The following is a 24,212-nucleotide window of genomic DNA, read 5'->3' on the forward strand; positions in this document are numbered from 1 at the left end:
ACGACGTCCGACCATGCCGCTCGTCGGACGACGTCCGACCATGCCGCTCGTCGGACGACGTCCGACCATGCCGCTCGTCGGACGACGTCCGACCATGCCGCTCGTCGGACGACGTCCGACCATGCCGCTCTGAGAGCTCCGCGCATCAGCCGCCTGGTGCTCATCCCGACGAGAAGCCCCTACGGCCCCCACCTGCCGCCACACCACTTGGACCCAGGGCGCCGGTGCAGGGTCAGCGCATGTTTCCGGTGTGACCGAGCGAGAGACGCCCTGGCTGCGGCCAGACCAGTAGTCCATGCGGTCCCGGCCGGACGCGGATGCGATGCCTCAGGTGCCCGGTCACGGTGTCGATGACGTAGACGCAGGCGTCATAGCGTCCGGAGAACCAGAGTTCGCGCCCGTCGGCCGTGACTCCGCCCATGTCGGGCGATCCTCCGCCAGGAAGGCGCCACCGTGCGACCGGCTCGAAGGTCGTGGCGTCGAGGACGCTCACGCTGCCCTCGTCACGGTTGCTGACGAAGACCCGGCGGGCGTCCCGCGCGGGATAGACGCCGTGGGCGCCGAGTCCCGTCCGGACGAAGCGAGTCTCGCGGAAGCTTGCGGCGTCGATGATCCAGATGCCGTTCCGCAGCATGTCGGCGACGAGGAAGGACCTCCCGTCCGGTGCGAGGCGGACGTCCTGTGGCATCGCGCTCGCCCCCGGTGCGAGCGAAGCAGCCGGGCCGGGCATGTTTCGTGCATCGGACGGATGGGTCGCCCCGGGCGTCGGGATGTGGTTGAGATCGACCATTCGAATCACGCGGGTGGCGTCTGCGTCGAGCACAGCGAGCTGGCCACTGAACTCGCAGCTGACGACAATCCTGGAGAGGTCGTTGGTGAAGTCCGCGTGGTTGAGCCCCCTGCAGGGGACCCGGAGTGAGCGCTTCAGGGTCATGGTTTGGACGTCACGGACATCGACGCGCCCCAGCCGCTCCGCCATGACGAGGGCTTCGGCGCCGTCCGGTGTGAAGTAGAGGTTGTACGGGTCACGCACGGACACCGGCGCGCCGAGCCTGCCGGTCCGCGGGTTGACCGGAGTGAGCGCGTTTCCCGCATCACTGTTCACCCACAGTCGCCTCAGGTCTGGTGATGGCACCACGTGCTCGGGTGAACGCGGCACGGGCCAGGTCGAGATCACGGCATACGTGCTCGGGTTGATGACCTGGACGGTCCCGGAGAGCTGGTTGGGCACGTATACCAGCCGCCGTGCCCTGCGGGCTTCCGCTGAGAGGGCGCCGCGGCCGGCATGGCTGTACGGTCCGCGGAGGGACGGTGCCCGTGGGGGCGGGGCCCCTGGGCCCGTCAGCGGGTCGGGCGTGGATGCGCTGGCGCCCCTCGAGGGGGCAGGTGCGGGAGCGCTACCAAGGGACTGCGGTCGGTCGCCCGCGCCGTCAGGCAGCGACGAGCATTCGGACAGCAGAAGGGTCGTGCATAGCGCGAGGGCCGACACGGACACCACGGAGGCGAGGCGCCCATGGCACCGCCGCTTCACGACAGGAGATCCGAGATCGTGACCGCCTTGAGCCCCTTGGTGCGCAAGCCGGCGAGGATGGCGGGAAGCGCGGCGACCGTTCCGGCATGCCCGAGGTGCAGGCTGACGATGCTTCCTGCTCGGACTGCTGAGAGGGTGCGATCTCGCACCGCGGCCGGGCCTGGATCCAGGTAGTCGTGCGGGTCCACGTCATACGAGATGCAGCGGTGGTAGCCGGACGCCCGGGCGGCATCCCGGATGAGTGGGGTGCTGCTTGGCGTCCCCGACGGTCGGAAGAGCAGACCAGCGGTGCCCCGCGCGGCTGCCACGGCGGCCGCTCCTCGACTCACCTCGAGCTCGGCCTCTGCGGCGGAAAGTCTGCCCATCGGCCGGTGACTCCACGTGTGGTTGCCGAGGTCGTGCCCCCCGGCCAGGATCGCCTGCCCGACGCCGGGGGTCGCGCGCAACCAACGTCCGACAGCAAAGACGGTCAGCCGCGCGTCGTGCGCCCTGGCAACCTCGAGCACGGCCGCGGTCAACGCCGCGGGGCCTGCGCCGTGAAAGGTCAGAGCCACGAGCTGCGCCCCTGGGGGGCCTGCTTGGATGTCGGGACCGGAGGTCTCGAGCAACGCGGCCTGTGTCCGGGTGGCTGACCCACCTCGATCCGGCGAGGAATGGGGGCCGCTGGGCACGACGCGGGCTGGCGAAGGGGCTACCGATGCCATGGCGCGGGGGGCCCTGCTGGCCCGGCCCGACGACGTGCTCGCGTCGACGTCTGTCGACGTCGAGCAGGCGGCGACGCCCCCGGCGCCCAGCACGCCGGCGGCCGCAGCGAGCAGAGCTCGCCGAGAGGCGCGTCCGGTGGCGGGATGGCCTCCCTCGACGGGTCGCGGGTCGTCTCCGGCCTTCTTCACCCTGCGACCGCCCTCGTGGTGTCGTCACGCAGACGCATGAGCGCGGGTCTCGCGACGACCGTGGCCACGAGTATCGACGCGGCGGCGAAGCCGACGGATGCGATGACGTCCCCGAGGTAGTGCACCCCGAGATACAGCCGTGAGAGCCCGACGACGACAACGACGGGCACGCCCAGAAGCCAAGCCGCGACTGTCCGCCTGCCAGCCAACGCCAGAGCAGCGACACTCGCGAAGAGCACGGCCGCCACGAACGCCGTGTGCCCACTGGGATAGCTGTCGGCCGCAGTCTCCGAGACCAAGGCGTGGACGGTGGCCGCCGGGGGGCGCGGTCGTCGCACCAGGGCCTTGCCCAGCTCGACGGACAGCCACCCCACCGTCGTCAGTGCACCGAGGGCAACTGCAGCAAATCTGTGTCGCGTCCAGAGGATCCCGCACGCGACCAGTAGAAGGACTGGCGCGACAGTCGTGCCGAAACCGACGTCGATGCCCCGCGCCACGGCGCTCAGGGCTGCGTCTCGATGACGGGAGATCGACTCGTCCAGAGCCAACTCCCCCGTCCGGGCGGCGCCCACGGCGGTGAGGACGAATCCAAGCGCCAGCGCGATCGCCAGCAGGCCTCCGCCCGCCAGGACCATGGTGGTGCGGTGTGCGACATCGATGTCGCCCGGGGTCCCGGAGAGGTCTGCACCCTCCCGGTTCATGCGAGCGACCCGCTCGCTCGTGCAGGGCTGCGCCGGTCGGTCGTCGAGCATGTCGGATTCGGATCCTTCGGGGTCGGGCGGACGCCTGCACGGGTGTCAGGTCCTGTGCCAGCCACGCATCGCACGTCGTCGATGACCAGGGCGATGGGCGTGCACTGGGAGCCCTGGCCCAACGGGTTGTCGGCGAACATCTGCTCGAACCTCGTCGGGGCACCCGATGTGTCGGTCCCGAGCACGTTGCACCCGAGGTCGTTCGCGTCGATGACGACTGTGCCTCCGAAAGATGCGGCGAGGTTCGTCGGGAGCGATCTGCGGATGGCTTCGGAGAGGGTCGCGGCGACGTCGCCGGGGTCTTTGGGCGCGAGCTTCGCCGACATGTTGGCAGGAGGGACGGAGTGCTCGGTAGGACCGTCGATGGCGCGCACGTCGCTGCCGACGACCGCGTAGAAGATTCCGCGCCGCCGAATGATTCGGCCGACGGCGCCCGCCGCCGATGCGAGGAGGACGCGCGGCAGGCCTGCCTCGTCGATCGCCAGCTGCATCGTGAAGGGCGAGCCGAGACCGATCCCGGCCGGCGTCCGTGTGACGTATCGGCTCAGGAGCCTTGCGGCGCGCGTGACGTGGATGTCCCAAAGGTAGAAGGACCGATGCTGGGTGATCGCGACGACCTTCTCGGAGACGAAGACGTACCAGATGCCGAGCTGCTCGACCGAGCCTTCACGATCTGCGCCCAGCGCAGCGAGTCGACCCATGACGCCCGCCACGACGAGGGACGTGAGGTCGACGTCGTCGGTGATCTCCGGGGTGCGCACCGGGTGGCGGCGTACGCGCGCCCCGTCGGACAGCACGATGTCCAACGCCTTGCCGGGGTTCGTCCAGTCCCACCTCGGTTCCGACACCTCGTGGCCGCTGTGTGCGGTCTCGGCGACGTCGGGGATCGGCTGCTCGTCGAAGAACTCGCGTAGCCAGAGCTCGACGTTGAGGATCCGCCAGAACGCCATGGAATCGAGCGACCCCCTGCCGCTGAGCCAGCCCTCGAACGCGTCGACCACCGCGGAGCGGTCGAAGTAGGGGCGGCTCGCGAAGGACGCCGAGAGAAACACCTGGTAGATGAACTCGCGCTGCTCGTGGAACCACTCGTTCTGCGGCGTGGTGAAGCCGATCTTGTTGCGACGCCGCGTGATCGGGTCGGGGAGCACATCCTGCACGGCCTCTCGAAGCACCCGCTTGTTCCACCCCTCCCCGATGACAGCGTCGTCAGGCATGGCGAAGACGGTGCGCACCAGATCGGGGTCGAGGAACGGCACACGCCCCTCAACGGAGAAGCGCATCGAGTTGCGGTCCTCGTAGCGCAACAGAGCGGGCAGCGAGGCGACGAAGAGGTCGTGCACGAGCCGTTGGCGCAGCGTGGCCCCCTCGACGGCATACCCGTCCGCGGCGTGTGCGGCCACGAATGCCGGGCGCAGCAGGGCGCCGACCGACCCGCCCCCCCTCAAACGCGTCCGGAGCCGTGACTTCACCTGGGCCACGAGGACGTCACGTGTGGCGAAGGCCTCCCGGATGCCATCGCGCGGGTCACGCGCGAGCAGGCTGCGCAGGTGCGTGACCGTCTGCGGTATATAGCCGGCGAGCATCTCGTCCGCGCCTTGGCCATCGAGCATGACGGTGACGTGTCGGCTCGCCTCCTTCATGACGCGGTACTGGGCGTAGGGGCCGCTGGAGACGACGGGCTCCTCCTGCGTGCGCACGAAGTCGGTCAGGTCGGTGAGCAGCTCGACCGAGGTGGGCCTGATCCGGTGTGATCGGACCGGTCCCGCGCAGGCGGCGACGGCGTCGTCCACCCATCGCTCCTCGTCGTTGCGGTACCCGGGGAAGACTGCCGAGAAGGTCTGCTGGCGGTCGCCCACTGCCACGGCCGAGACGTCGTCCGCCGTGAGCAGACGGTCGATACCCACGGCGATGGCGGAGCTGTCGAGGCCGCCGGACAGCGAGGTCCCCACCGGGACGTCCGAGCTCAGCCGGAGCGCAATGGATTCCCGCAGCCCGTCGCGCAGCGCGGCCACGTGCTCAGGGCCGACGCCCGTCGGCGCGCGGCGGGCGCTCTCGAGATCCTGGTGCAGCGTGCTGTAGCGGCGTCGTTCGAGCCCGCGAGGGCCGAGAGTGGCCATCTCGCCCGGTAGCAGACGTTCGATGCCCTCGAAGAAGGTCTCGGCGCCGTCGTCGTGGACGCGGTGACGCAAGTAGCGGTAGACACTGCGCTCGTTGGGGGCTCGGTCGTGACGCCCGCTCACGAGGATCGGGGTGATCTCGCTGGAGAAGAGCCATGCCCCAACTGTCGTGCTGCCGTCGTCACCCCCGACGCGGCTCAGGTGCAGCGGTTTGATGCCGAAGTGGTCACGGGCCAGCGTCAGCGTCTGCGTGACCGCGTCCCAGACGGCGATCGCGAACATCCCGTTGAAGCGGTCGAAGGCCTCTGTCCCCCACTCGGCAAACGCCTGCAGCACCACCTCGGTGTCGCTGCGTGTGGTGAAGGTGCGCGACACGGCCTCCAGCTCGTCCCGCAGCTCGCGGTGGTTGTACACCTCACCGTTGTAGGCCAGGACGAAGCGTCCGTCGGGCGTGGCCATCGGCTGTCGGCCACCCTCCCGGTCGATGATCGACAGCCGCTGGTGAGCCAACCCGACGAGACCGTCCAGATAAGTCCCGTGGTCGTCAGGTCCCCGGTGGTGCTGGGCTGCACCCATCCGGTCCAGCAGACCCCGGTCCCCTTCGAGTCCGTAGTAGCCGGCGATACCGCACATGCGCTTCCCTCCGCGTCCTTCGTCTGAGACGCCATCGTGGGACGCCGCGGCTGAGAGGACCCTGAGGCACGTCTCAGCCAGTGCTCAGGGAGCGCGACCTAGGCTCAGGAGATGAGCGCCCCTCGCGAGACCTCGACCCGCCACATCGACGCCGTGGGGGTGTGACGGGTGCGCGTGCTGGTGGTAGAGGACGAGGCATCGCTGGCGGACGTCATCCGGCGTGGCCTGAGTCGGGAGGGCTTCGTCGTCGACGTCATGTACGACGGCCAGGACGGGCTCTGGGCTGCTAGCGAGTCGGCCTACGACGTGATCGTTCTCGACATCATGCTGCCGGTGCTCGACGGGTATCAGGTGATCGCGCGACTGCGAGAAGCGGGAATCTGGACGCCGGTCCTGATGCTGACCGCCGTCGACGGTGAGCACGACCAGGCAGAGGCCTTCAACCTGGGGGCGGACGACTACCTGACCAAACCGTTCAGCTTCGTCGTGCTCGTCGCGCGCCTTCGCGCGCTGATTCGACGTGGCGCACCGCAACGTCCGGCCGTCCTGACCAACGGTGACCTCTCCCTCGACCCCGCCCGGCGCCGAGTCCAGCGGGGCGTGAACGAGATCGCCCTGACCCCAAAGGAGTTCGCGCTCCTGACTTTTCTCATGATGCACGTCGGCGAGGTAGTCACCAAGACCAGCATCCTCGATGCGGTGTGGGACCCGGCGTTCGACGGGGATGTGAACATCGTCGAGGTGTACGTGGGGTACCTGCGTCGCAAGATCGACATCCCCTTCGCGCAGGCGAGCATCGAGACGGTGCGGGGGGTGGGCTATCGGCTCGTCGAAGCGGAGCCGGCCTGATCCTCCACCATTTGGTCACCGAGCTGCGGGTCCCAGGGGGTGGCGGGCAGGGGCAGCGTCAGCTCGAAGGAGGCGCCCCCCAGTGGCGAGTCGCGCACCGAGAGGGCGCCGTGATGGGCAGCCGCGAGCTCGCGCGCGATCGCCAGACCGAGTCCGGAGCCCCCGGAGTGGCGTGAACGGCTCTCATCGAGACGGAAGAACCGTTCGAACACCCGCTCACGGTCGGACTCACGGATGCCAGGTCCGTCGTCCTCGACCCGAACCAGCGCGTACTGAGCGTCCTGCTGGACGGTGACCCGCACGCTGGCCACCGCGTGCCGAGCGGCATTGTCGAGCAGGTTGCGCAGGACCTGCTGCAGCTGATGCACGTCACCGCGCACACGGACAGCAGCACTCGCCACCTGCACGGTCAAGCGGCTCACCTGTCGGAGCCGTCGCGCCTCCTCGTCCACTAGGTCATCGAGGTCGACATCGCGCCAGCTGACTGTGAGGGCATCGTCATCGGCCTGCGACAGCAGCAGGAGGTGATCGACGAGGCGACTCATTCGCTCCGTCTCCCCGCGCAGAATCGGGTCGAGCTGCTCCCACGACGTGTCCGGGTCGTCGGGGCTGACGACGTCGAGCGACGCGCGGATCGTCGCAAGTGGCGAGCGTAGTTCGTGGCTGGCGTCTGCGACGAACCGGCGCTGCGCGCTCTGGGAGGCCTCGAGCCTCGCCAGCATCGAGTTCATGGTCAGCGCGAGGTCCGCGATCTCGTCGCGCGACTGCGGCACGGGAACGCGATCGCGCAACCTCGCGGCACTGGTGCGTTCGACGTGTGCGCGGATGGCTTCCACAGACCTGAGGGCACGCCCGACCCTCCACCAGGTGACCATCGCAGTGAGCGCGACGAGGAACGGCACGGCCACCGCGAGCAGGAGGGCGGTGGTCCGGACGGCCTGCCCCCGCGCCTCCTGCGAGGCTTGGGCCGCCAAGACGTAGGGGCGACCGTCGATGTCGACACCGCGGGCGACCACCAGCGGGTCCTGGAGGTCGCCCGGCAACGGGAGCGAGGATCGGCCGGTGATCACGGTCTGGCCGACCGTCGGCCGGGCATCCGTGATCGGCGCAGTGCGGGAAGCCTTCGAGGTGTAGACCACCCGACCCAGGCCGCCGTCCTGCGAGATGACCTGCACGAGCACGTTGTCCGGCCCCTCGTCGCGCTCGCTGCGCTCGAGACCGGTCGTTCCGTCGACCGCAAGCACGCTTGCGTCCTCATCGACGACGGCAGTGACGCTCTCCTGGAGAGCTTGGGCCAGCGCCCCCTGCAGGACCAGGACGAGGACGACGCTCCCGAGGAGCAAGGCGACGGCCACCACCGCAGCGGCGGCGACCGTCGCCTGCCCACGGACGCCGGTCGGCAGCCGGAAACGGGCCTTCATGGGGCTCCCTTCCGATCTGTGTATCGGGCGCTTGTCACCTCGATTCTGCCCGACCGGTATCGGCTCCTACGACTTCTGCTCCAGCGTCCCGATGGTCGACTGCAGCGCCCGCAGGGCCGTGGCACAGTCCGCCTTGGACGGGGGCGTTGCTCGGAGAGCGGTCAAGGCCTGGTCGATCGAGGAATCCAGAGCGTGCCAGTCATCCGGCGACGCTGGTTTCATCGCCGCCTCGCCACTGTCCCAAGCGACCTCGAGATCCTTGATGCGTGCCGTCGCGGCGCCCAACTGGCCGGCCTTGGCCTTGGCCGCGACGTCGTCGACGATGACCGCGAACGGGCTCAGATTGCCGATGGGCGATGTGGTGTCCGTCTCGAGGGGGTTGGCGTGAGCGGCGGTCCCGGGCTTCCCGGCAGACGTGTCGGCGGAAGGCCGCGACGCAGCCGCGGCGGGCGTCGGCGAGGGAGCGAGAGCAGTTGCGGCGGCCACGATGGCCACGGCACCTGCTGCTGCCCAGGCGTAGTCGTGACGGTGGCTCACCGCCGGGCGCTCACCCTTGGCGCGAGTCCCGTGACGGTTCACGTTGATCTGCTCACGAGCCACGAGCAGGACGATCACCACGAGGAAGATGAGGCTCGTCAGGCTGGCGCCGAGACCGACACCACCGAAGTCACGACTCTGGGTGAGCAGGTCACCGAGGGACGCGCCGAGCGGCCGGGTGAGGACGTACGCGATCCAGAACGCCAGCACCGCGTTCAGACCGGCGCGACGAGCCGCCCACACTGCCAGGATCAGTCCGCCGAAGATGACGGCTCCGTTGCGGAAGCCCAGGGAGAGGGCTTCCGTCGCCAGGTCGCCAGCAGCGGTACCGAGGGCGAAGGTCGTCAGAATGGCGCCCCAGTAGAAGCGCTCGCGCCGAGGCGTGTCGATGGCGGTGATCGCGAGCGTGCGTTCCTGGCGCCACCAGACCGTGAAGACCGCGGCCAGGATGAGAGCGAAGACCGCGGTACTGGCATAGAGGCTCACGCCGAGGGTGTCGGTGAAGAAGTCGGTGATCTGTGTGCCGACGATGCTGACGAGGATGACGGTCAACCAGTAGAGCCACGGCACCAGGCGTCGCGACCTCAGCTGCGCCACCAAGGCGATGACCAGGAGGGTCACCATGGCTCCGTCGGTGACGAGCGTCCCCAGCCCCACTTGAACGGCCAGGTAGTCGGCGAAGGTCTCGCCGATCGTGGTCGACAGGATCTTGATGAGCCAGAAGGTCGCCGTGATCGCAGGCACCTTGTTGAGGAACTCGGCAACCACGGGTCGGCGATCCTCGTGGGAGTCCGAGCGTGGCGCGATATGGATCAGGTCGTCGGTCATGCAGTTCCTTCGCTAGGCGTGGAGTCGACGGTCCTGCTGCTCGGTCGGCCATGTTGTCAGGCACCCCTGGCTCGGGGCACGACAAGCGACCAGCTCTCGAGCGTTTGGGCGTCGGGCGCCGAGGAAGGTCCCCGGCTCCCCGACGATGACGCAGTGCTGCTGAGCGCACGCTGAGCAAGGTGGGAGCGCCGCGTCGTCACGATCGCAGCACGTGAGCCCGCCTGAAGGTGACGTGCCGTTCAGTCCTCGAGATAGGGGTCGGTGAGTTGCCGAAGGTCGACAAGCGCGTCCACGAGGGCGCGCGCCCGCTGCTCGCCCAGGTGGTCGCGCCACTCCTGCTCGATGCCCTGCTGGACGGCCGTGGCGACCGCGATGACGTCGCGGCCCTTGGCGGTGAATCGGATCAGTCGGGCGCGGGCGTCGCGTGGATCAGCGGCCCGCTCGATGTAGCCGTCCTTCTCGAGCTGGTCGACGAGGTAGCCGGCCGTGGGCTTGGTGACCTGGGCGGCCTCTGCGAGCTCGGTGAGCCGTGAGCCGGCGTCGGCGATGCGCTGGGCCATCCGGGCCTGGGCCAGGGTGATCGGGTAGCCGGCCTCGTTCACCGCGCGGAGAACGCGCTGCTCGAGGTGGCGGTAAGGAATGAACAGCAGGACGCCCAAACTCAGGTCTGGCACCCGAGAACCTCCTTGCACCTCGCCGGCGCGAGTGGGAATGTAGTAAGAACTTCTTACCATATGCAGGGAGGTCCCCATGGACGACACCAGGTGGCGTGCACTGGAGCAGGAGCGCCTCAGCCTGGCGGCCTTGCTCGAGGACTTGACGTCCGCGCAGTGGGAGACGCCCTCGCTCTGCGTCCTGTGGCGCGTGCGGGACGTGGCCGCCCACGTGGCGATGACGCCGACGGCGCCCACGACGCCGACGCTGCTCCGGCGGCTGGCCGCGGCGCGGGGGAACCTCTGGTCCGCCGGCGCACAGATCGCCATCGACCACGCTCGACGCCCCACCGCCCAGATCATCGAGCAGCTGCGGCGCGACGCGGCCGCGCGAACCATGCCGCGGATCACGAACCCGGACAACCTCCTGATGGACGCCGTCGTGCACGGCCAGGACATCGCAGTCCCCCTGGGCACCACACGGCTCGTGCCGGCCGAGGCCGGCCGAGCCGCCTTCGACCGCGTGTGGGGAATGGGTTGGCCGTTCCACGCGAGACGCCGGCTCGCCGGCTTGCGACTCGTCGCGACCGACGCCGACATCGACGTCGGCGAGGGCCCGGTCGTCGAAGGCGAGCTCCGGTTCCTGCTGCTGCTGGTCACCGGCCGCACGGAGGCCGCGGTCCCACACCTGCGTGGCGCCGGCCTGGAGCGGGTGTCCGCGTGACCCGCGACCACGCCACCGACCTCGGCCGCTCACGGTTCGTGCTGCTCACCACGTTCCGCGCCACCGGCGAGCCGGTGCCGACGCCTGTCTGGATCGTCGGTGACAGCAGCAGGCCCGGTGGGCACCTGGCCATCCTCACCAATCTCGACTCGGGCAAGGTCCGAAGGCTGCGGCGCGACCCCACCGTCACTTTGATCCCGTGCAACCCACAGGGCCAGACGGGCACGTCAGCGCGACTCGTCCACGGGCGTGCCGAGGTCGTCACGGACCCTGACGTCGTGAGCCGCGTCTGGACGTCAGTGCGTCGGAAGTATGCCGTTGAGCACCTCGTGATCCGTCTGCTTGGTCTTGTTCGTCCGGCTTGGCGGCGGTGGGACGGACCGCAGGCAGTGCTGCGTCTGGCGCTCGACCCGGAGGAGAACTGACGGGGGCCGACGACACATCCGGGTGGCGGTGAGGGACGACCCCGGGACGGAGCACCCAGGCCGCCGCCCGGGCGACAGGCTCCCGCAGCGGTCCTCGGAGCCGATGATGTCGGGCCCGGGCCAAACGTCACGTGCGTCGACGCCTTGGGCGAGCGTCGCTGCGGCCAGGTCGTCACGTGGATGCCGATGAAGCCGCGTCCTTCCGCCAAAATCCCGCGCAAGCCTTTCACCCGGCGCCATGGCGATGCGCGAGAGCACGTCGGCCGCGCGGGCGCGCATCGACCTGCTCGACGCGCGCACCGTGGCCGGCCTCCCCGTCGCGGTGGCGGCCGCGGGGATGTATGCCGTGTCGGCCGTGCTCGTGGTCGCGCCCCTCACGCTCACCCACATGCTGACAACCGGGCGTGTGAAGCGTCAGCGCCACCCGATCGGGATACGTCGGTCTCAGCGTGATGGCATGATCTGCGGACTGGGTGACAGTAAGGGGAGCAATGAGACGACGTCCGTGGCTCTTGGCACTGGCGGCGGTTGTCGTCGGTTCGGCGTACGGGTTGACGCAGGGCCCCATCATTCTGAAAGCCGCCTGTTTCCTTAGTGTCCTGGCGGCGGTGACCCTTGGCATGGTCTTCGAAGGTCAGTTCCGACGGACTGACCGTCCGGCAAGCCGAATCAGGCGGGACGGACCTTTGAGAGAAAGCGGGCCGAATGACTAGACGACTGCCCAGTCGTCATTGCCCACGGCCTTGTCCGGTGATGCCGTGATCCACTAGTACCTGAACTCCACGGGCTCAAAGTCTTCGGCGCTGTCGACGCGCTCGGCGACGGGCCAGGGCCACTTTTCCGTGCGCCCTGTCCATGTCAAGTGAACCAGGTACGTGAGGTCCCCGGCCTCTACGAGCACCTCGTCCTGCGGGATCACCTCAGCAACGACCGCCCATTGACGCCCGTGGAGCTCATGGCCCGGACCGAGTTCACGTGCCAGTTCTGCGCAAAAGGATGCGTGCACGGTCTGGCTCGGAGCGCAGGTCCAGCATCGGGTCTACAAGACATGCGTCTCGGTCCAGGACATGGCGACACCGTAGCGACGGCGCACCCTCCGGCGGCAGGCCCGGACGCCCTCTTCTGCCGCGAACCGCAACTATGGCGCCAGATCTGAAGATATCGAGGAGCAGGAGGCCAATATGCAGGCGTGGCACTGGTGTCGAACTCAGCCGGCTTGGGCACGATCGGTGCTCGCGGTCATCGCCGCGGTGGCCCTCGTGGGCGCGGTGATTGGCTTATGGGCGCTCGTAGTAGCGCTGACTTCGAGAGCCCTGCCCGCCTGACTTCAGGGATAAGCTGGACGCCCGGCATGCGGTAAGCCGCTCAGCCGGGGCGACAGAATCGTGTCGTTGCCGGTGCTTACCTAGTCCTCCCTCGACACTCAGGAGATGACTGAGAGCACGAATGACGTACAGTCCGACGGCCGCCTCCCTCTTGCAGAAGTTCTCGCGGAGGTGGCCGAGTCTTTTCGCGCGGCAAAGGCCAGCGGCGACGCGCACCCGGACGGACACATCATCGGGTGGAGCCACGCAGAACTCGAGCTCAGCGTGAGTCTTACGCGCGACGGTGGTGGCAAGGTCCGCGCATGGGTCGTGGAGGCCGGCGGGAACGTCGCGAAGGCTGACACGGTCAAGATTTCGGTGGGTCTTTCTCCGTACGGGACTGAGATGCTCGGGGGCGGCATGTAGTCACAGCAACCAGCGGCGAAACGTCCGCAACTGCCGGGACCCGGCGGGCGGACGACTGGCCTGCACTGCTCCGCGGAAGTACCGTGCATCATGCGCGTTCGCGAGGTTGATGAACGGGACAGCTCGTGGGAGGACCACAACCCCGTGTTCCGGGTCTATCTCTTCCGGGGCGGTGAGCATCCGGACACGTCCTGGACGACGTGGACCTACGACGTCGAAGACGCGGACCTGCTCGACGTGGCGCAATGGGCTCAACAGGAGGTCGCCGGCTCCGGTCTCTACGCCGTAGCCCTCGTCGGCCATGCCTCGGCTGCGCCGAACGAACCTCTGCGCAAGGGGCTCGTCTGGCTCATCGGGGACGACGCGAACGGCGAGCCGCCTAGCCCACGAGAGAGTGCCGCGCAGAAGCGGATGAACGAGCTTCGGGGAAAGAGCATTACGTTCCGCTGACGCCGTAGCGATGCTCGCTCATGCCGCGGCGCGGGCATTCGTGCATCCGAACGGCCGGCCTCGCCAGTGAAGCGGGCGCCCGTCGACGAGATGTCAGCCGACGCCGTGCGGGACTGCTGCCAGCAGTCGTGCCTGCATGCGAGCCGCCGCGAACGACACGTGCAAGGTGTAGGTGATCACGTCGAATCCGTCGGCACTGTCCCAAGAGAATGACGAGACCTGGCCGTGGTGCTCGGATTCTGCGAGAGCGTCGATGTCGGTCTCCCAGGCCTGCATCTCGACTTGGGAAAACGACAACTCGATCACGGGGGTGTCTTTGGCTCCGTACAGGGGCGCTGTCTCCCCGTCGTAGCTGAAGAAGAAGCGCAGCGTTGCGTCCGGGAGCCAAGCGAGCTCGAGGAAGTCGGCATCGTGCAGGTATACGTGCGCACCGTCAGGGGTGAAGAACTCATAGGGTCCGACCCCCTCACGGATTCCTCGGCCAGGCTCGATGGACACGCCTTCGAACTCGGTCACGCGGCCATCCCGCCCGCCGGATCTCGCGTTCGCGGATCTCACCCGCGCAACATAGCCGAGACAGCCCCACGCGCGTTGATCGAACGCCGCCGGATTTGCCGCGCTGAGGACGGCTATGCACCCCGATCGGGCGGGCAGGCTGGCCGAGGGCCGACCGACCACGTCGGGTGGAGGATCCGGCTGGAGCGTTCTCATCGCCGGTCGCCGGACTAGTCTGAGTTGCGTGTCTCCGAGTTCTGAACGGCGTGCGGCGTGGGAGACCGTCAGCGCCTATCACGAAGCGCAACTTGCCCTATTACTGGAGCGAGTCGGGGTTGAGATCGACCGATTTCGCGGTGGTGGCATGGACGCGTTCGAGGCAGACCAGGTCTTGTTCCAGTACTCCCGCGCGGCCAAGGAGCTCTGGAAGTTCTGCAATGGCGTGAACATCGAGTGGGTGGCACGTGACATCCGTGAGCGGGCACCGGACCAGTGGTGGGAGCGTGGAGCACCGCGGCGACGCTGATCGGAGCCATCCGACGGTCCCGCCGCGTGTGCAGGCGCCCGCATCTGCCCCGTCGAGGACGGCCACGCTCGTCCGGAGACGCAGCCAAGGTGGCCCGGCTCGCGGCGGTATGACCCGTGCTCCTGAATGGCGCGACGTCCAAACCCGGTCGAGGAGCTGTAGGGTCGGCGCCTTGGGCGATGGCGAATGCAGCGTGCTCAGCAGGGAACACGCGTCAGCAGGTGGCCGGTGAAGTTGCAGTTTCCACAGCAAGAAGGATGAAGCGTTCATGCTCGTAAGTGCGCCCACCTGGATCGAGTCGAACTTCTGGGCAGCAGTAGTCGGTGCGGTATTAGCTGCCCTGCTCGCCGCTGCGCTGGCTGTCGCCCTCCGATGGGCAGACCTGCCACGGCCCTACTGGGTCTTCGCTCAGGGAGGTGCAGGTGGCGGGCCTCTTGGCGAAGGTGGCGCCGGCAGGATTACTCTCATCAATGCGGGTACTGGCCAGGCCGTGGATGTGTGGGTAACCGGAGTGAACTGCGATGCCCACATAAGCTCTGAAGAGCAGCCAAACGACAACTTGGGTAACCGCCTAGTGACGTGCAAACCCGGGGACGCCCTCACCATCTCGATCACGTGGACGGACGCACCGCTGACTCTGGTCGACGTAGAAGTCTCGTGGGGTCAGGCTTCTGTCCGCAGGAAGTCGCGCCGGTTTAGCCTTTGGATTCACGTGTGGGGGCCACCATGGGTCGAGCGGCCAAAACGTGTGAATCTGTCTCGACTGCAAAGGTGGCGCAGGGCGCGCCGGGCTCGTTACCGGATGGGACGTCCCTCTCGCGATCGGTGATCGATGCGACTGTGAGTCGGAGAAGCGCCTCGTCGCTAGCTTGGCGGTCCGCCTCCGGGCCACGACCCTTGTCCGCGGGACGCCTCCGCCCAGATTGGTTGTCAACCATCGCTGGACCTGAAGGCCTCGACACGCCGGAAGGACGCGCCTCGGGGAGGCAGCCCGGATGCCCCCGGTCGGACGCCTTCGCGCAAAGGGACGTGTCGTCCCCACATGATGCCAATGTCAAGACATGCCTTTCGCTCGGGATGATCTAGCAGTCTGTCCCAGCATCTAGCGGCGGAGACGAGCTAATCGGCAGTGTTGAGCCCGTCGGCGGGTGAGCTTCCCGACAGCTCCTCCGGCTCGCTAGCTTTAACGTGCCCGTTCGCCTCGATGAGCTCGTCAACTTCTCGAGTCTCCGCCGGCTCGGTCGCTTCCGGTGAAACATCCGAACGTGCTCCCCGCCTCGCCAGCTGCGCGTTGTGCTCCCAAACGTGGTTAAGGTGCCGCTCGAGCGACGGGTCGACCTCGCCTAGGCGCATGCCCGCCCGTCCAAGAAGCTCGACCAAGCACTCAGCTGTCTGCGGAGCGAAGGTGCGCAAGCCCTCAACTGCCTCACGGGCGGCGAGCTCCTGAGTCAGGTCAAGTGCACTGCCGCGGGCGGTGAACAGAGCCAGATCTGGGTCGGTGTCCACCTGCAACTTCACCAGCAGCTCGCGAGCGCCGCCCCAGTCCGAACGCTTTGTCAGATGGGCGAACTCGCCTAACGCCACGTTCAAGGGCCCAAGCCGTCTCCACCCCGCAGCCTCGAGCCACCGGCTCGGGGAGGGCGCGCTGATATCGAGACGCGCGGCCTTATCGGGCCGGCGCCGCCACGTGCGCAGCCGAGCGAGCTGCTCTAGAACGGTGCGCTGCACCGCCATCGACCGGTCATCATCCTCTAGCCATAGCCATCCACTCGACCGGATCGCCGCCGACGAGGACACCGCAGCGTCGGCGGCCGGGCCGGTGAGCCACTCACCCAGCAGGCCGAGGGCCTCACTGACCAGCGTCCAGATCGTGGCGCGGGAGGCGAGTGACTGCAGGTCGAAGTCCTTGCCGAAGTGGTCCTTTTCCCGCCTGAGAGCCGCCTGCGCTCCTAGAACGCTCCGGTAACGGTGAGCCGCGAACGCGATGGTCACCATCTCGTCATCCTTAAAGAGCCGTCCTGCCGGTCGCTCCCCTCGCCACACCCGCGCGTACACCCTCGACTCGTCCGCGAGCCGACGCACCGCCCGCGAGTTCAGCCCCTCCCCAGGGGTCAGCGGCGCCAATGCCCACAGGCCAGGAGTAACGGAGTCCTCGGAGATGTCGTAGTCGCGCAGGCGGACACTCCGGTTCGAGCCCGCGAGAGAGAACGAGTCCAGACCCGACTTGAGCACTTTCGCTGAGCCTGTCCACCCGTTCCCCAGGTGAATAGCCTCGAGGATGCGGCGCAGATGCGCCATATTCATGGCAGTGGCGTCGATGACCGCGGCGGCGGCCACGTCCACGTCTGTCGGGACCGAGTCGGGGTCCAAACATCTGGTCACCTCCCAATGAACTGCTCCGACGGGCCCGCGCCCATGCACCAGCTCGCTCAAGATGGACCACATTGCGGCGGGGCAGACCTCGCGACCGTCATTCAGGGTGACGTGCGCATGGTCGTTCAGCTCATCTGCAGAGACCGCCGCATCCTGAAAGAACGCTACGTGCAACTCCGGGTCGGCCTTGACTGCGTCAGCGTCGACGGGGCTACTCCATACACGCGCGATGAAGTCGGCGTCCGACTCGCCCGCGGTTTTGTCGACGCGCGCGAGGAATGCGCGGTTCGCCGTCCACCGTTCCAGCTGATTCCTCGCGATGGCTGCAGCACCGATGAACTGGCCACACAAAAGCATCCGCACGGTTGCGACGGCACTGTCGATACCCCAGGCCAGTTGGTCCGGCCAGCTGCCGGGTAGCAGCAAAGCGGGGGGTCGCCCCGGCGTGGGAGAAAGCCGGGCGATGGCTTGGTCGAGCACAGTCAGGGAGGCGAGAGTAGACAAGGCCTCAATGCGATAGCGCGCCGAGAGCTCCTGTGTGCGGGCCATGCGCCTCGTGTACCGCGCGATGAGCGCCTCGGCCACCCTGTCCTGATCTCCACCGAGGGCTTCATAGGCCTCAGGCGTGGGCAGGACAGCAGCCCCGCGAGCGTCAGCCGCGGCCGCCGTCGATTGCCGCGCGTGGTGTGACCGGACGGCGACCTTGCGGCGCTGCGTTGCACGACGTCGCGCGCCCTTGGCGCTCTTGGGCCGCATGTCGTCAACGCCCACCAACCGCCTCCATTCGTTCGGTCACCGTCGTTTCGTAAGCGCTGAACGTAACCCTGCGGGCACTGCCTGCACGACGGGGCGCCGCACCCGATATGCGGAGACACTACGAGGTCACCGAGTCAAACGTCCAACCATCAGCGTGAGGCGTTTAGCGTCAAGGGCTGGGCGTGGGCCGATGTCTCGTCGTCGGTCCTGAACTGGTGGCAATGGCTGAAGGTGTTCTCCGCGCGGCGCCTGCTGATTTACACTTCGGACCGCACGAACCGCGGACCGAACCCAAGGCCGTTTGGCGGAGGTCTGGCCCAACGCGTCCTAGCGGACGTCGACCCAAAGCCGAACGGGCTCGCCTCAAGCTGACGGCATGGTGAACCGGCTAATCTTGCGCCAACTTTCAATCATTTGCTTAGCCAGAAATCGCGCTCTACGCCGCGGGACTCTTCCACCTCGCCGTATCTTGCGAGTCGTCCAAGAAAGAAAGGTCTCATCCCAAGCGTCAGAAAAGTCACTTGGGGGGACTTCTGCCAAAATCCGCGGCGATTCCAGAGAATCGCGGAAGCGCTCGCCTGGCCGAGAGGGCACGATATAGACGGCCCCCGCCTGAATTATGGCATCAACTAGGGAAAGATCCTTTGACATGGGATCGAATGCAATGCATAGCTGACTCTCATTTGGCTTCACAAAGTCTATGCAAAGGAGTATATATCCTTTGAAGGGCCCACCCGCAGCCGTCGCCCAGATGACCTCAATGTCACCAGAGGCGAAGTGGCGATGCAGTTCGACAGATTCAACGAATTTGGGTTTCCCTGAGCAGTCCACCAGCAGCACCGGGGTCAGCCTGCCTTCCGCCACAGACTGAGTGGCGATCGCACCGTCGCTAACAACTCGTCCAACGGTTGACCCGTCAATCCAAGCCTTTCGAGTCTTCAATTATGACCTCCATCGGGATGCTAGAGACTACAGTCAGATTGCCGCCCTCGCCGTCTGTTAGGACAAGCTCGTATCTTCTAATAGCGGTCCCGGCCAAAGCTTCACGGGGGATCGCGAAACGTGCGTCGAGAAGGGCCGCGCCCTTCCCCGCGACGAGAAGTGGATCTGCACCTTGGTAGGAGCTGGTGAGTCTGCCTCCACGCCACCCATGGGCGTAAAGGACTAGATCGCGCTGCTCGGCGCGATCGTAGACTATTCGCAACTCTGTACCCGTGATTGAGTTCTCCATGTGGGACCTATTGGCCACGAGCACCGAGAACTCAAGCAGGTGGTTGTCGGGCTCCCTGACAAGAGTGGCGCTTTCCAGATGCACGAACCAGTTGGCCTTCATGGCGGAATCCTGTCGAACGGCGAGATCGAGCTCACTTCTTGCCGTTCGCGCCGCAGATCTCTCAAAGAATGCACTCAACCACCCAGAAACTCCGAGAATCCAGCCAACTACGGCGATCGCGTTCGCCCGGAGGAATTCCAATGCGGTGCCAATCCAGGACATGCCGCGCAACCTATCACGCAGCGAGGCAGTACTATCGGCCCTCGTCCGCGAGATGCCAACCCGAGCAACAGTTCCACCCCTGCGCGAGGACGCGCAGGGCGACCTCTGCCTCTGCTTGTCTTGATCCCAACCGAGTGGCGTCCGGATCTGCTCGCTTCAGCTTCCCCTGAGAGAACGGTCCGGTACTCCCGTCACCGGGTCACAGGGCAAGGCGCACTATCTGGGCGGTAGGACGCACGTCTCGAGTCTCGTGATCAACGGAGACCCTCGGCCCCGGCACGCGTCCGTCCCGGCGAGCGATGTGTCCTGTGCGCCGGGGCCTGGCTCAGTCGTCGCCGTAATCGAGGATCTCGCCGGTCTCGAGGTCGACCACCTCTGGGGTGACGTGTCCGGTGTCGACGAGGTGCAGCCGGAGGGACTCGCTGGCGTCACGGCCCCTGGGGCTCATCAGGGCTTCGTCGTGGGCGAAGACGGTGTCGCGATGCTGGACTGCCGGGTCGGCGCCGTGGCGGTTGTAGCGTGCCCGTGCTGGCCAGTCGCTGTGGCCTTCCTCGCAGTGGTCCTTCAGTCGGGTCCGGCCCCGTTCGGTGAACGCGGGAAGGGCGTAGCGGTGCCATTCCTCGAGTGAGTCGCTGGTGAAGCCCAGACCGGCGCTGCGACGTTGGTCTGCCAGGACGGCGATCTCGTGGACGAGGTGGGGGTGCTGCGGCCAGCAGGGCGGGATGATGCCTACGACGTCCCAGACGTACTCGGCGTTGAGCCAAGAGACGACCTGGTCCAGCCACGTCCAGAGCTCGCGCCGCAACTGCGGCTCTCGGATGCTGCTGGGGTCCCAGGGGCGGGGCAGCATGCGCAGGTCACCGAGGGCTTTCCTCTGCTCGGCGGTGCCGTTGGCGGCGAGGTACAGTTCGCGGTAGCAGTGCCTCAGTGCTCGGCCGGGCTCCGGGAACGGCCGGACCATGAACGCCCCCAAGTGGTTCGGCTCGGAGGTGGTGCTCATGGCGACAAACCGCGGTCCGGGCCGTTGATCGTGTCGCTGGACAGGCCGTGCCGTCGCGCCTCGACAAGGGCAGCGATCGAGCGCGCCTGCGGGGCGACTGCCAGCCGGCGTCGCTCCCCCAGCCTGGCGCGCGTGTCCGCCTGTTCGGCCAGCAGCTGCCGCCCACGGCGGCCGTCGATACACCGGCGCAGGGCGGCGATGATCGGCTTACCGTTCTCGGCGACGACGAGCGCGTGCCGTTCCTTGAGCTGGCGCACCTCGGCCCCGGTGAGGATGGGGATGTCCTCCCCGGCGACGTTCCGCCCGCCGCGCTGCCCGCTCTGCCAGCTGGTGCGGGCGACCCTGACCGGTCCCAGAAGGTCGCTGATCTCCTGGTTGAACGCGACGTCCTTGGACCCGCCAAAGAGGATCAGGTTGTTCGTCAGCCCCAGCAGCGTCCGGGCCTCCTGGTCGCCGAAGATGGAGGACAGCTGCGGACGAGTCTGCGCGGCCCAGATGAACGAGATCCCCAGGGCGCGTTCGTTGGCCATCCGGGTGCGCAGCGTGGGCAGCGGCGCGGTGGAGGGCAGCTCGTCCAAGCAGGCGAGCATCGGCGGGCAAAGCCGCCCCCACCGCGACTCGTTCGCGGTCGCGAGGGCCGTGTCGAGCACGTGCTCGGCGACGGCCGTCATCAACGGCGACGCGCTGGCGTACGGGTCCTCCCGCCCGAGCAGGTAGATGGTGCCACGCCGTGCGATGACGTCGGCGACATCGGTGGCGGGCCTCCCGGGGCCCGGGACGCACCTGCGCCGGATGGGCTCCTGGAAGAACAGGCTCATCGTCTGCTGCACCGTGGTGATCGTGTTCCCGGCGGTCCGGTCGTCTCCGCGGAGCGCCCCGAACAGCAGCCCGTGCCAGAACGGCGCGGCATGCGGGTGCTCCCGCAGGATCTCGGTCGGGTCGGTGGCACTGAGCGGGTTCGCGACCCAGCGCAGCACGTCCTGCAGGGTGCGGCCCGTCAGGGCGGCCGCGTGGAAGTAGGCCTGGACGACCTTGGCGGCCTCGGCCGCGTAGAACCGTGCCGCGTCGTCGCCGTGCCCGCCGGCGACGGCGCCCTTGACGCTGCCGGCGGTGAACGCCTTCGCGCGCCGCTCGGCCAGCATCGGGTCCACGCACCCGTCGATCGGGTCCCAGACCAGCTCGGGCAGCCCGGTGGCGGCGCCGAACGGGTCGAGCACGACGCAGGGCCGCTCCCCCGCCGAGCGCGCTGTCAGGCTCAGTAGCAGGTCGTCGAGCTTCGTCAGCGTGACGAGGGCCGCGCCGGGCGCCTGCAGCAACGCGGGGATCAGCGCGTCGAGGGTCTTGCCGCTGCCTTGGGGGCCGATGACCCCGGTGGTGCGGTCCCACGGCACCCACAGCTGCCCGCCACGCGGCTGGGAGGAGGTCCCGAGCCGCCACCCCACGTCTTTCGGCTCGAATCTTGCTCCAGATGGTGACCGTCGCGGAGCCGGCATTCTCGTGGTCGCTGGCGGCATCAGGGTCGCTCCTTGCCGTAGAGGTCGGGGCGAATGATGGCCCGGACGCGGTGCAGCCGGCGACGCCCGAGCAGCCTCTGCGCCTGCGCCTTGCTGGCCATCCCGTGGATGCGGTGCGGTCCCCACCGCAGCCAGATGTCCCTGCCGGCCCAGCCCAGCACCGCCAGGACCATCAGCTCAGTCCCGGCCACCCAGGCCCGCACCGCGGCCGGTGACGCCCGACCCGCTGTGCCTGCCGTGCCCGTGTTTCTCGGTAGCCCGGCGCTGGCGTCGCCGGCGAGGATCCGGGGCACGCTGGTGAACAGCGCGTCCCGCGGTGGGAACGACATGCCCGATCCGGCAGCGAGGTTCGCGGCCGCGCGGCCGGTCTGCATCCCGAGCACGAGCAGCAACAGGACCGTGATAGCGAGCATCAGCGGAATCTCCCATGTGAACGGGTACGGGTTCGAGCGTCGTGACTGCTGCATGAACGGCCTCCTTCACCGACCAAAGCCGCACGGACCGCCGTCGGCGTTCACCGCCGCCGACTCCGCCGTTCCTGCGTGGTGGCGGCTCGTCCTGGTGCTTCCTGGAGGTGTTGGTGGCGCCACAGCCAGGCCGCCGGGTCCTGCCCTCCGTTGCCGCCGTCGAGGGTGGGCTGCTCCCAGCCGCGAGCCCGGACGGCGCTGTGCCAGTGGAACGCCGGGTCGCAAGGGTCGAGCAGGGCAGGGTCGGCCTCAGTGACAGCCTCACCAACACCCCCGCCAGCGCCCGCCGGGACGGCACCCGGCGCCGTGTCGCATGACAGCTGCCATGGTGCGGGCTGCTCGGGGTCGTCGGCACGTTCGGCGGGGATGTCGCTCATTCGGATCACCGGGACACGGTCGGCTGGTCGGCCATGTTGCCGGCGCGCCAGATCTCGAAGATGTGGTGGCTGCTCCCGCTGGCGTAGGAGAAGTGCCCGACCCCGAGGGATCTCGACCGGGCCTCGATCGTGATCCGGGTCGCGGGGTCCCACACGAGCATCACGTGCCCGATCCGTGACGGGCCGAGGTAGGAGTCCCAGAAGAGGACGTCGCCGGGCCGCTCCGTCCCGGGCTGGACGCGGAAGCCGTTGCCTTTGGCGAGCCAGGCCCGCTGCGCTCCGGCGGTGCGGGGCATGCTGATCCCGATCCGCGCGAACGCCGTCTGGACGAGGGATGAGCAGTCCCACGCGTCGGGGCCGTTCGCACCCATGACGTACGCGTCCCCGGTCTGGCTTCCGGCCCATTGCAGGAGCTGTCGCACCCGGTCGCTGGTCAGCGGCGGCAGGGTGCGGTCACCGCCGGCGTCGGTGAGGGCAGGGGCGTCGCAGCCGCTCGGGTCGCCGAGGACGATCCCGCCGCCGTACGCGTGGGCGTAGAACAGGACGTCGTCGACGTATCGGGCGGCGTGGTTGTACGCGTACAGCGCCTTGGTGACGCCGTTGGGGCCGTCGGTGGCGCCGGAGCTCACGAGGTAGTTCGCGGCGGAGGTGATGCTGTCGGCGTCGTTGCGGATGTCGGCGCGTCCATCGCCGTCGCCGTCGACGCCCACCGCCGCGAACGTGGCCGGCAGGAACTGCATGAGCCCTTGGGCGCCGGCGCTCGATGTGGCGGCTACGCGGCCGTGACCGGTCTCCTCCATGCCGATGCCGGCGAGCAGCGTCCACGGGATCGCGTACCTCGCGGCCGCAGCCTCGTAGAGCGCCTTGACGCGGACGGGTATCGGCAGGGGCGGGTTGCGCAGGGAGGCCAGCCGTGGGTCGCCGGGCGCGGGAAGCGGGAACCCGATCCCGCCCTCCATCACTCTCGCCGTTGACCCAGCCGCCGCTCCGGTGTCTCCCGCTCCCCCAGTGCCTGCTCCGCCCGTGCCCGCTCCGCCAGTGGCCGTGCCGTCACCGGACCCGGTTGCCGCTGATGTGCCCGACGTGACGGCGTGGCCGTTGAGGGGTGCGCCGTGCGCGAGCATCCACGGGACGGGGTCGGTCGCGACCCCGTGCAGGAGGATCTCGAGGTGTAGGTGGTTGCCGGTGCTGGTGCCGGTGCTGCCCTCGACACCGAGCCGCTCCCCCGCCGTGACGGGCTGTCCGGCTCGGACGTCGATCCGGGCGAGGTGGGCGTACCTGCTGGTGACGCCGTAGGCGTGCGTGAGGTCGACGTAGTTGCCGTAGCCGTTGCGAGACGCCCCGGCGAAGCGGACCCTGCCGGGTCCGATGGCGACGACCGGGCCCGGTCCCGGCTGGGAGACGAGGTCCTGGCCGGAGTGGTGCTCCCAGCGCAGGTAGATGGGGTGGAACTCGCGCCCGAACCCGCGCCGGCTGACCGTGTAGGGCTGGGTGAACGGCGGCCGCCACTCCCCTGTTGCAGGGACCGCGGCGCCGCACGCGACGGTTCGCAGCTGCTCCCCCGCTGCTGGACCGGCGACCGTCATGACCAGCGCCGCGGCCGCGATGGGGATGCACGCCAGCAGGACCAGCGGCAGCAGGATGACGGCAATCCTCTTCATCGCCA

The 24,212-nt window shown here is 68.2% G+C and carries 21 protein-coding genes; 7 read left to right on the forward strand and 14 right to left on the reverse strand.

What is annotated here, in order from left to right; genetic code table 11:
• Positions 1 to 232 precede the first annotated feature (232 nt).
• The 4 genes from ABT295_RS02830 to asnB form a co-directional block, all read right to left on the reverse strand.
• Positions 233 to 1,531, reverse strand: coding sequence for a YncE family protein (locus ABT295_RS02830; RefSeq protein ID WP_352392897.1), 1,299 nt, complete (start codon positions 1,529 to 1,531; stop codon positions 233 to 235).
• Positions 1,528 to 2,202, reverse strand: coding sequence for a polysaccharide deacetylase family protein (locus tag ABT295_RS02835; RefSeq protein ID WP_352392898.1), 675 nt, complete (start codon positions 2,200 to 2,202; stop codon positions 1,528 to 1,530). The genes ABT295_RS02830 and ABT295_RS02835 overlap by 4 nt, the downstream gene beginning before the upstream one ends.
• A 218-nt stretch (positions 2,203 to 2,420) precedes the next feature.
• On the reverse strand, positions 2,421 to 3,176 hold the full coding sequence (locus tag ABT295_RS02840; protein WP_352392899.1) for a phosphatase PAP2 family protein: 756 nt from the start codon (positions 3,174 to 3,176) through the stop codon (positions 2,421 to 2,423).
• Positions 3,122 to 5,926 (reverse strand): asparagine synthase (glutamine-hydrolyzing), encoded by a 2,805-nt coding sequence (asnB, locus tag ABT295_RS02845; protein ID WP_352392900.1) that lies wholly within the window; start codon positions 5,924 to 5,926, stop codon positions 3,122 to 3,124. Before asnB ends, ABT295_RS02840 begins: the two co-directional genes overlap by 55 nt.
• Positions 5,927 to 6,094: 168 nt before the next feature.
• On the opposite strand from asnB, the gene ABT295_RS02850 reads away from it, so the two are divergent.
• Entirely contained in the window at positions 6,095 to 6,775 is a 681-nt protein-coding gene (locus tag ABT295_RS02850) for a response regulator transcription factor (RefSeq protein WP_352392901.1), read from the forward strand.
• On the opposite strand, the gene ABT295_RS02855 is transcribed toward ABT295_RS02850, so the two are convergent.
• The 3 genes from ABT295_RS02855 to ABT295_RS02865 form a co-directional block, all read right to left on the reverse strand.
• The gene (locus tag ABT295_RS02855) at positions 6,745 to 8,196 is read right to left on the reverse strand and encodes a sensor histidine kinase (RefSeq protein ID WP_352392902.1); all 1,452 of its coding nucleotides are present in this window, start codon (positions 8,194 to 8,196) and stop codon (positions 6,745 to 6,747) included. The two genes, ABT295_RS02850 and ABT295_RS02855, sit on opposite strands and share 31 nt — an antisense overlap.
• 66 nt (positions 8,197 to 8,262) lie before the next feature.
• Positions 8,263 to 9,561, reverse strand: coding sequence for a COG4705 family protein (locus ABT295_RS02860; RefSeq protein WP_352392903.1), 1,299 nt, complete (start codon positions 9,559 to 9,561; stop codon positions 8,263 to 8,265).
• 239 nt (positions 9,562 to 9,800) lie between these two features.
• The gene (locus tag ABT295_RS02865; RefSeq protein WP_352392904.1) at positions 9,801 to 10,235 is read right to left on the reverse strand and encodes a MarR family winged helix-turn-helix transcriptional regulator; all 435 of its coding nucleotides are present in this window, start codon (positions 10,233 to 10,235) and stop codon (positions 9,801 to 9,803) included.
• A 76-nt stretch (positions 10,236 to 10,311) separates the two neighbouring features.
• Between ABT295_RS02865 and ABT295_RS02870 the strand changes: the two genes are divergently transcribed.
• The 5 genes from ABT295_RS02870 to ABT295_RS02890 all read left to right on the forward strand — a co-directional run bounded on the left by ABT295_RS02870 (position 10,312) and on the right by ABT295_RS02890 (position 13,543).
• Complete coding sequence (locus ABT295_RS02870) at positions 10,312 to 10,938, forward strand: maleylpyruvate isomerase family mycothiol-dependent enzyme (protein WP_352392905.1); 627 nt, start codon at positions 10,312 to 10,314, stop codon at positions 10,936 to 10,938.
• The gene (locus ABT295_RS02875) at positions 10,935 to 11,363 is read left to right on the forward strand and encodes a PPOX class F420-dependent oxidoreductase (protein WP_352392906.1); all 429 of its coding nucleotides are present in this window, start codon (positions 10,935 to 10,937) and stop codon (positions 11,361 to 11,363) included. Before ABT295_RS02870 ends, ABT295_RS02875 begins: the two co-directional genes overlap by 4 nt.
• 238 nt (positions 11,364 to 11,601) lie before the next feature.
• Positions 11,602 to 11,958, forward strand: a complete 357-nt coding sequence (locus ABT295_RS02880; RefSeq protein WP_352392907.1) for a hypothetical protein — start codon at positions 11,602 to 11,604, stop codon at positions 11,956 to 11,958.
• A gap of 835 nt (positions 11,959 to 12,793) precedes the next feature.
• Positions 12,794 to 13,093, forward strand: coding sequence for a trypco2 family protein (locus tag ABT295_RS02885; protein WP_352392908.1), 300 nt, complete (start codon positions 12,794 to 12,796; stop codon positions 13,091 to 13,093).
• Between the two features lie 90 nt (positions 13,094 to 13,183).
• Positions 13,184 to 13,543, forward strand: coding sequence for a hypothetical protein (locus tag ABT295_RS02890; RefSeq protein WP_352392909.1), 360 nt, complete (start codon positions 13,184 to 13,186; stop codon positions 13,541 to 13,543).
• Between the two features lie 93 nt (positions 13,544 to 13,636).
• Here the strand turns inward: ABT295_RS02890 and ABT295_RS02895 are convergent, their stop codons facing one another.
• A complete protein-coding gene (locus ABT295_RS02895) occupies positions 13,637 to 14,059 on the reverse strand; it encodes a hypothetical protein (RefSeq protein WP_352392910.1) in 423 nt (140 codons plus the stop codon).
• 223 nt (positions 14,060 to 14,282) lie between these two features.
• Between ABT295_RS02895 and ABT295_RS02900 the strand changes: the two genes are divergently transcribed.
• Positions 14,283 to 14,564, forward strand: coding sequence for a hypothetical protein (locus ABT295_RS02900; RefSeq protein ID WP_352392911.1), 282 nt, complete (start codon positions 14,283 to 14,285; stop codon positions 14,562 to 14,564).
• A 1,119-nt stretch (positions 14,565 to 15,683) separates the two neighbouring features.
• On the opposite strand, the gene ABT295_RS02905 is transcribed toward ABT295_RS02900, so the two are convergent.
• The 6 genes from ABT295_RS02905 to ABT295_RS02930 all read right to left on the reverse strand — a co-directional run bounded on the left by ABT295_RS02905 (position 15,684) and on the right by ABT295_RS02930 (position 24,207).
• The gene (locus tag ABT295_RS02905; protein ID WP_352392912.1) at positions 15,684 to 17,486 is read right to left on the reverse strand and encodes a hypothetical protein; all 1,803 of its coding nucleotides are present in this window, start codon (positions 17,484 to 17,486) and stop codon (positions 15,684 to 15,686) included.
• A gap of 1,123 nt (positions 17,487 to 18,609) precedes the next feature.
• Positions 18,610 to 19,188, reverse strand: a complete 579-nt coding sequence (locus ABT295_RS02910; protein WP_352392913.1) for a hypothetical protein — start codon at positions 19,186 to 19,188, stop codon at positions 18,610 to 18,612.
• A 325-nt stretch (positions 19,189 to 19,513) separates the two neighbouring features.
• Positions 19,514 to 20,188 carry a hypothetical protein gene (locus tag ABT295_RS02915; RefSeq protein WP_352392914.1) on the reverse strand — a complete coding sequence of 225 codons (675 nt, stop codon included), beginning with the start codon at positions 20,186 to 20,188 and terminating at the stop codon, positions 19,514 to 19,516.
• Positions 20,185 to 21,702 carry a type IV secretory system conjugative DNA transfer family protein gene (locus ABT295_RS02920; RefSeq protein WP_352392915.1) on the reverse strand — a complete coding sequence of 506 codons (1,518 nt, stop codon included), beginning with the start codon at positions 21,700 to 21,702 and terminating at the stop codon, positions 20,185 to 20,187. The genes ABT295_RS02915 and ABT295_RS02920 overlap by 4 nt, the downstream gene beginning before the upstream one ends.
• Positions 21,702 to 22,169, reverse strand: a complete 468-nt coding sequence (locus tag ABT295_RS02925) for a hypothetical protein (protein WP_352392916.1) — start codon at positions 22,167 to 22,169, stop codon at positions 21,702 to 21,704. The genes ABT295_RS02920 and ABT295_RS02925 overlap by 1 nt, the downstream gene beginning before the upstream one ends.
• Positions 22,170 to 22,551: 382 nt before the next feature.
• Positions 22,552 to 24,207, reverse strand: a complete 1,656-nt coding sequence (locus tag ABT295_RS02930) for a peptidoglycan DD-metalloendopeptidase family protein (protein ID WP_352392917.1) — start codon at positions 24,205 to 24,207, stop codon at positions 22,552 to 22,554.
• Between the last annotated feature and the right edge of the window lie 5 nt (positions 24,208 to 24,212).

This window comes from Terrabacter sp. NPDC000476 (assembly GCF_040300125.1).
Classification (GTDB): domain Bacteria; phylum Actinomycetota; class Actinomycetes; order Actinomycetales; family Dermatophilaceae; genus Terrabacter.

Coding starts and splice junctions, on each gene's coding strand:
- asnB (WP_352392900.1), bottom strand. CDS start 5,926: ATGTGCGGTATCGCCGGCTACTACGGACTCGAAGGGGACCGGGGTCTG.
- ABT295_RS02885 (WP_352392908.1), top strand. CDS start 12,794: ATGACTGAGAGCACGAATGACGTACAGTCCGACGGCCGCCTCCCTCTT.
- ABT295_RS02880 (WP_352392907.1), top strand. CDS start 11,602: ATGGCGATGCGCGAGAGCACGTCGGCCGCGCGGGCGCGCATCGACCTG.
- ABT295_RS02910 (WP_352392913.1), bottom strand. CDS start 19,188: ATGTCCTGGATTGGCACCGCATTGGAATTCCTCCGGGCGAACGCGATC.
- ABT295_RS02915 (WP_352392914.1), bottom strand. CDS start 20,188: ATGAGCACCACCTCCGAGCCGAACCACTTGGGGGCGTTCATGGTCCGG.
- ABT295_RS02890 (WP_352392909.1), top strand. CDS start 13,184: ATGCGCGTTCGCGAGGTTGATGAACGGGACAGCTCGTGGGAGGACCAC.
- ABT295_RS02920 (WP_352392915.1), bottom strand. CDS start 21,702: ATGCCGCCAGCGACCACGAGAATGCCGGCTCCGCGACGGTCACCATCT.
- ABT295_RS02925 (WP_352392916.1), bottom strand. CDS start 22,169: ATGCAGCAGTCACGACGCTCGAACCCGTACCCGTTCACATGGGAGATT.
- ABT295_RS02930 (WP_352392917.1), bottom strand. CDS start 24,207: ATGAAGAGGATTGCCGTCATCCTGCTGCCGCTGGTCCTGCTGGCGTGC.
- ABT295_RS02855 (WP_352392902.1), bottom strand. CDS start 8,196: ATGAAGGCCCGTTTCCGGCTGCCGACCGGCGTCCGTGGGCAGGCGACG.
- ABT295_RS02870 (WP_352392905.1), top strand. CDS start 10,312: ATGGACGACACCAGGTGGCGTGCACTGGAGCAGGAGCGCCTCAGCCTG.
- ABT295_RS02840 (WP_352392899.1), bottom strand. CDS start 3,176: ATGCTCGACGACCGACCGGCGCAGCCCTGCACGAGCGAGCGGGTCGCT.
- ABT295_RS02860 (WP_352392903.1), bottom strand. CDS start 9,561: ATGACCGACGACCTGATCCATATCGCGCCACGCTCGGACTCCCACGAG.
- ABT295_RS02905 (WP_352392912.1), bottom strand. CDS start 17,486: ATGGCCCGCACACAGGAGCTCTCGGCGCGCTATCGCATTGAGGCCTTG.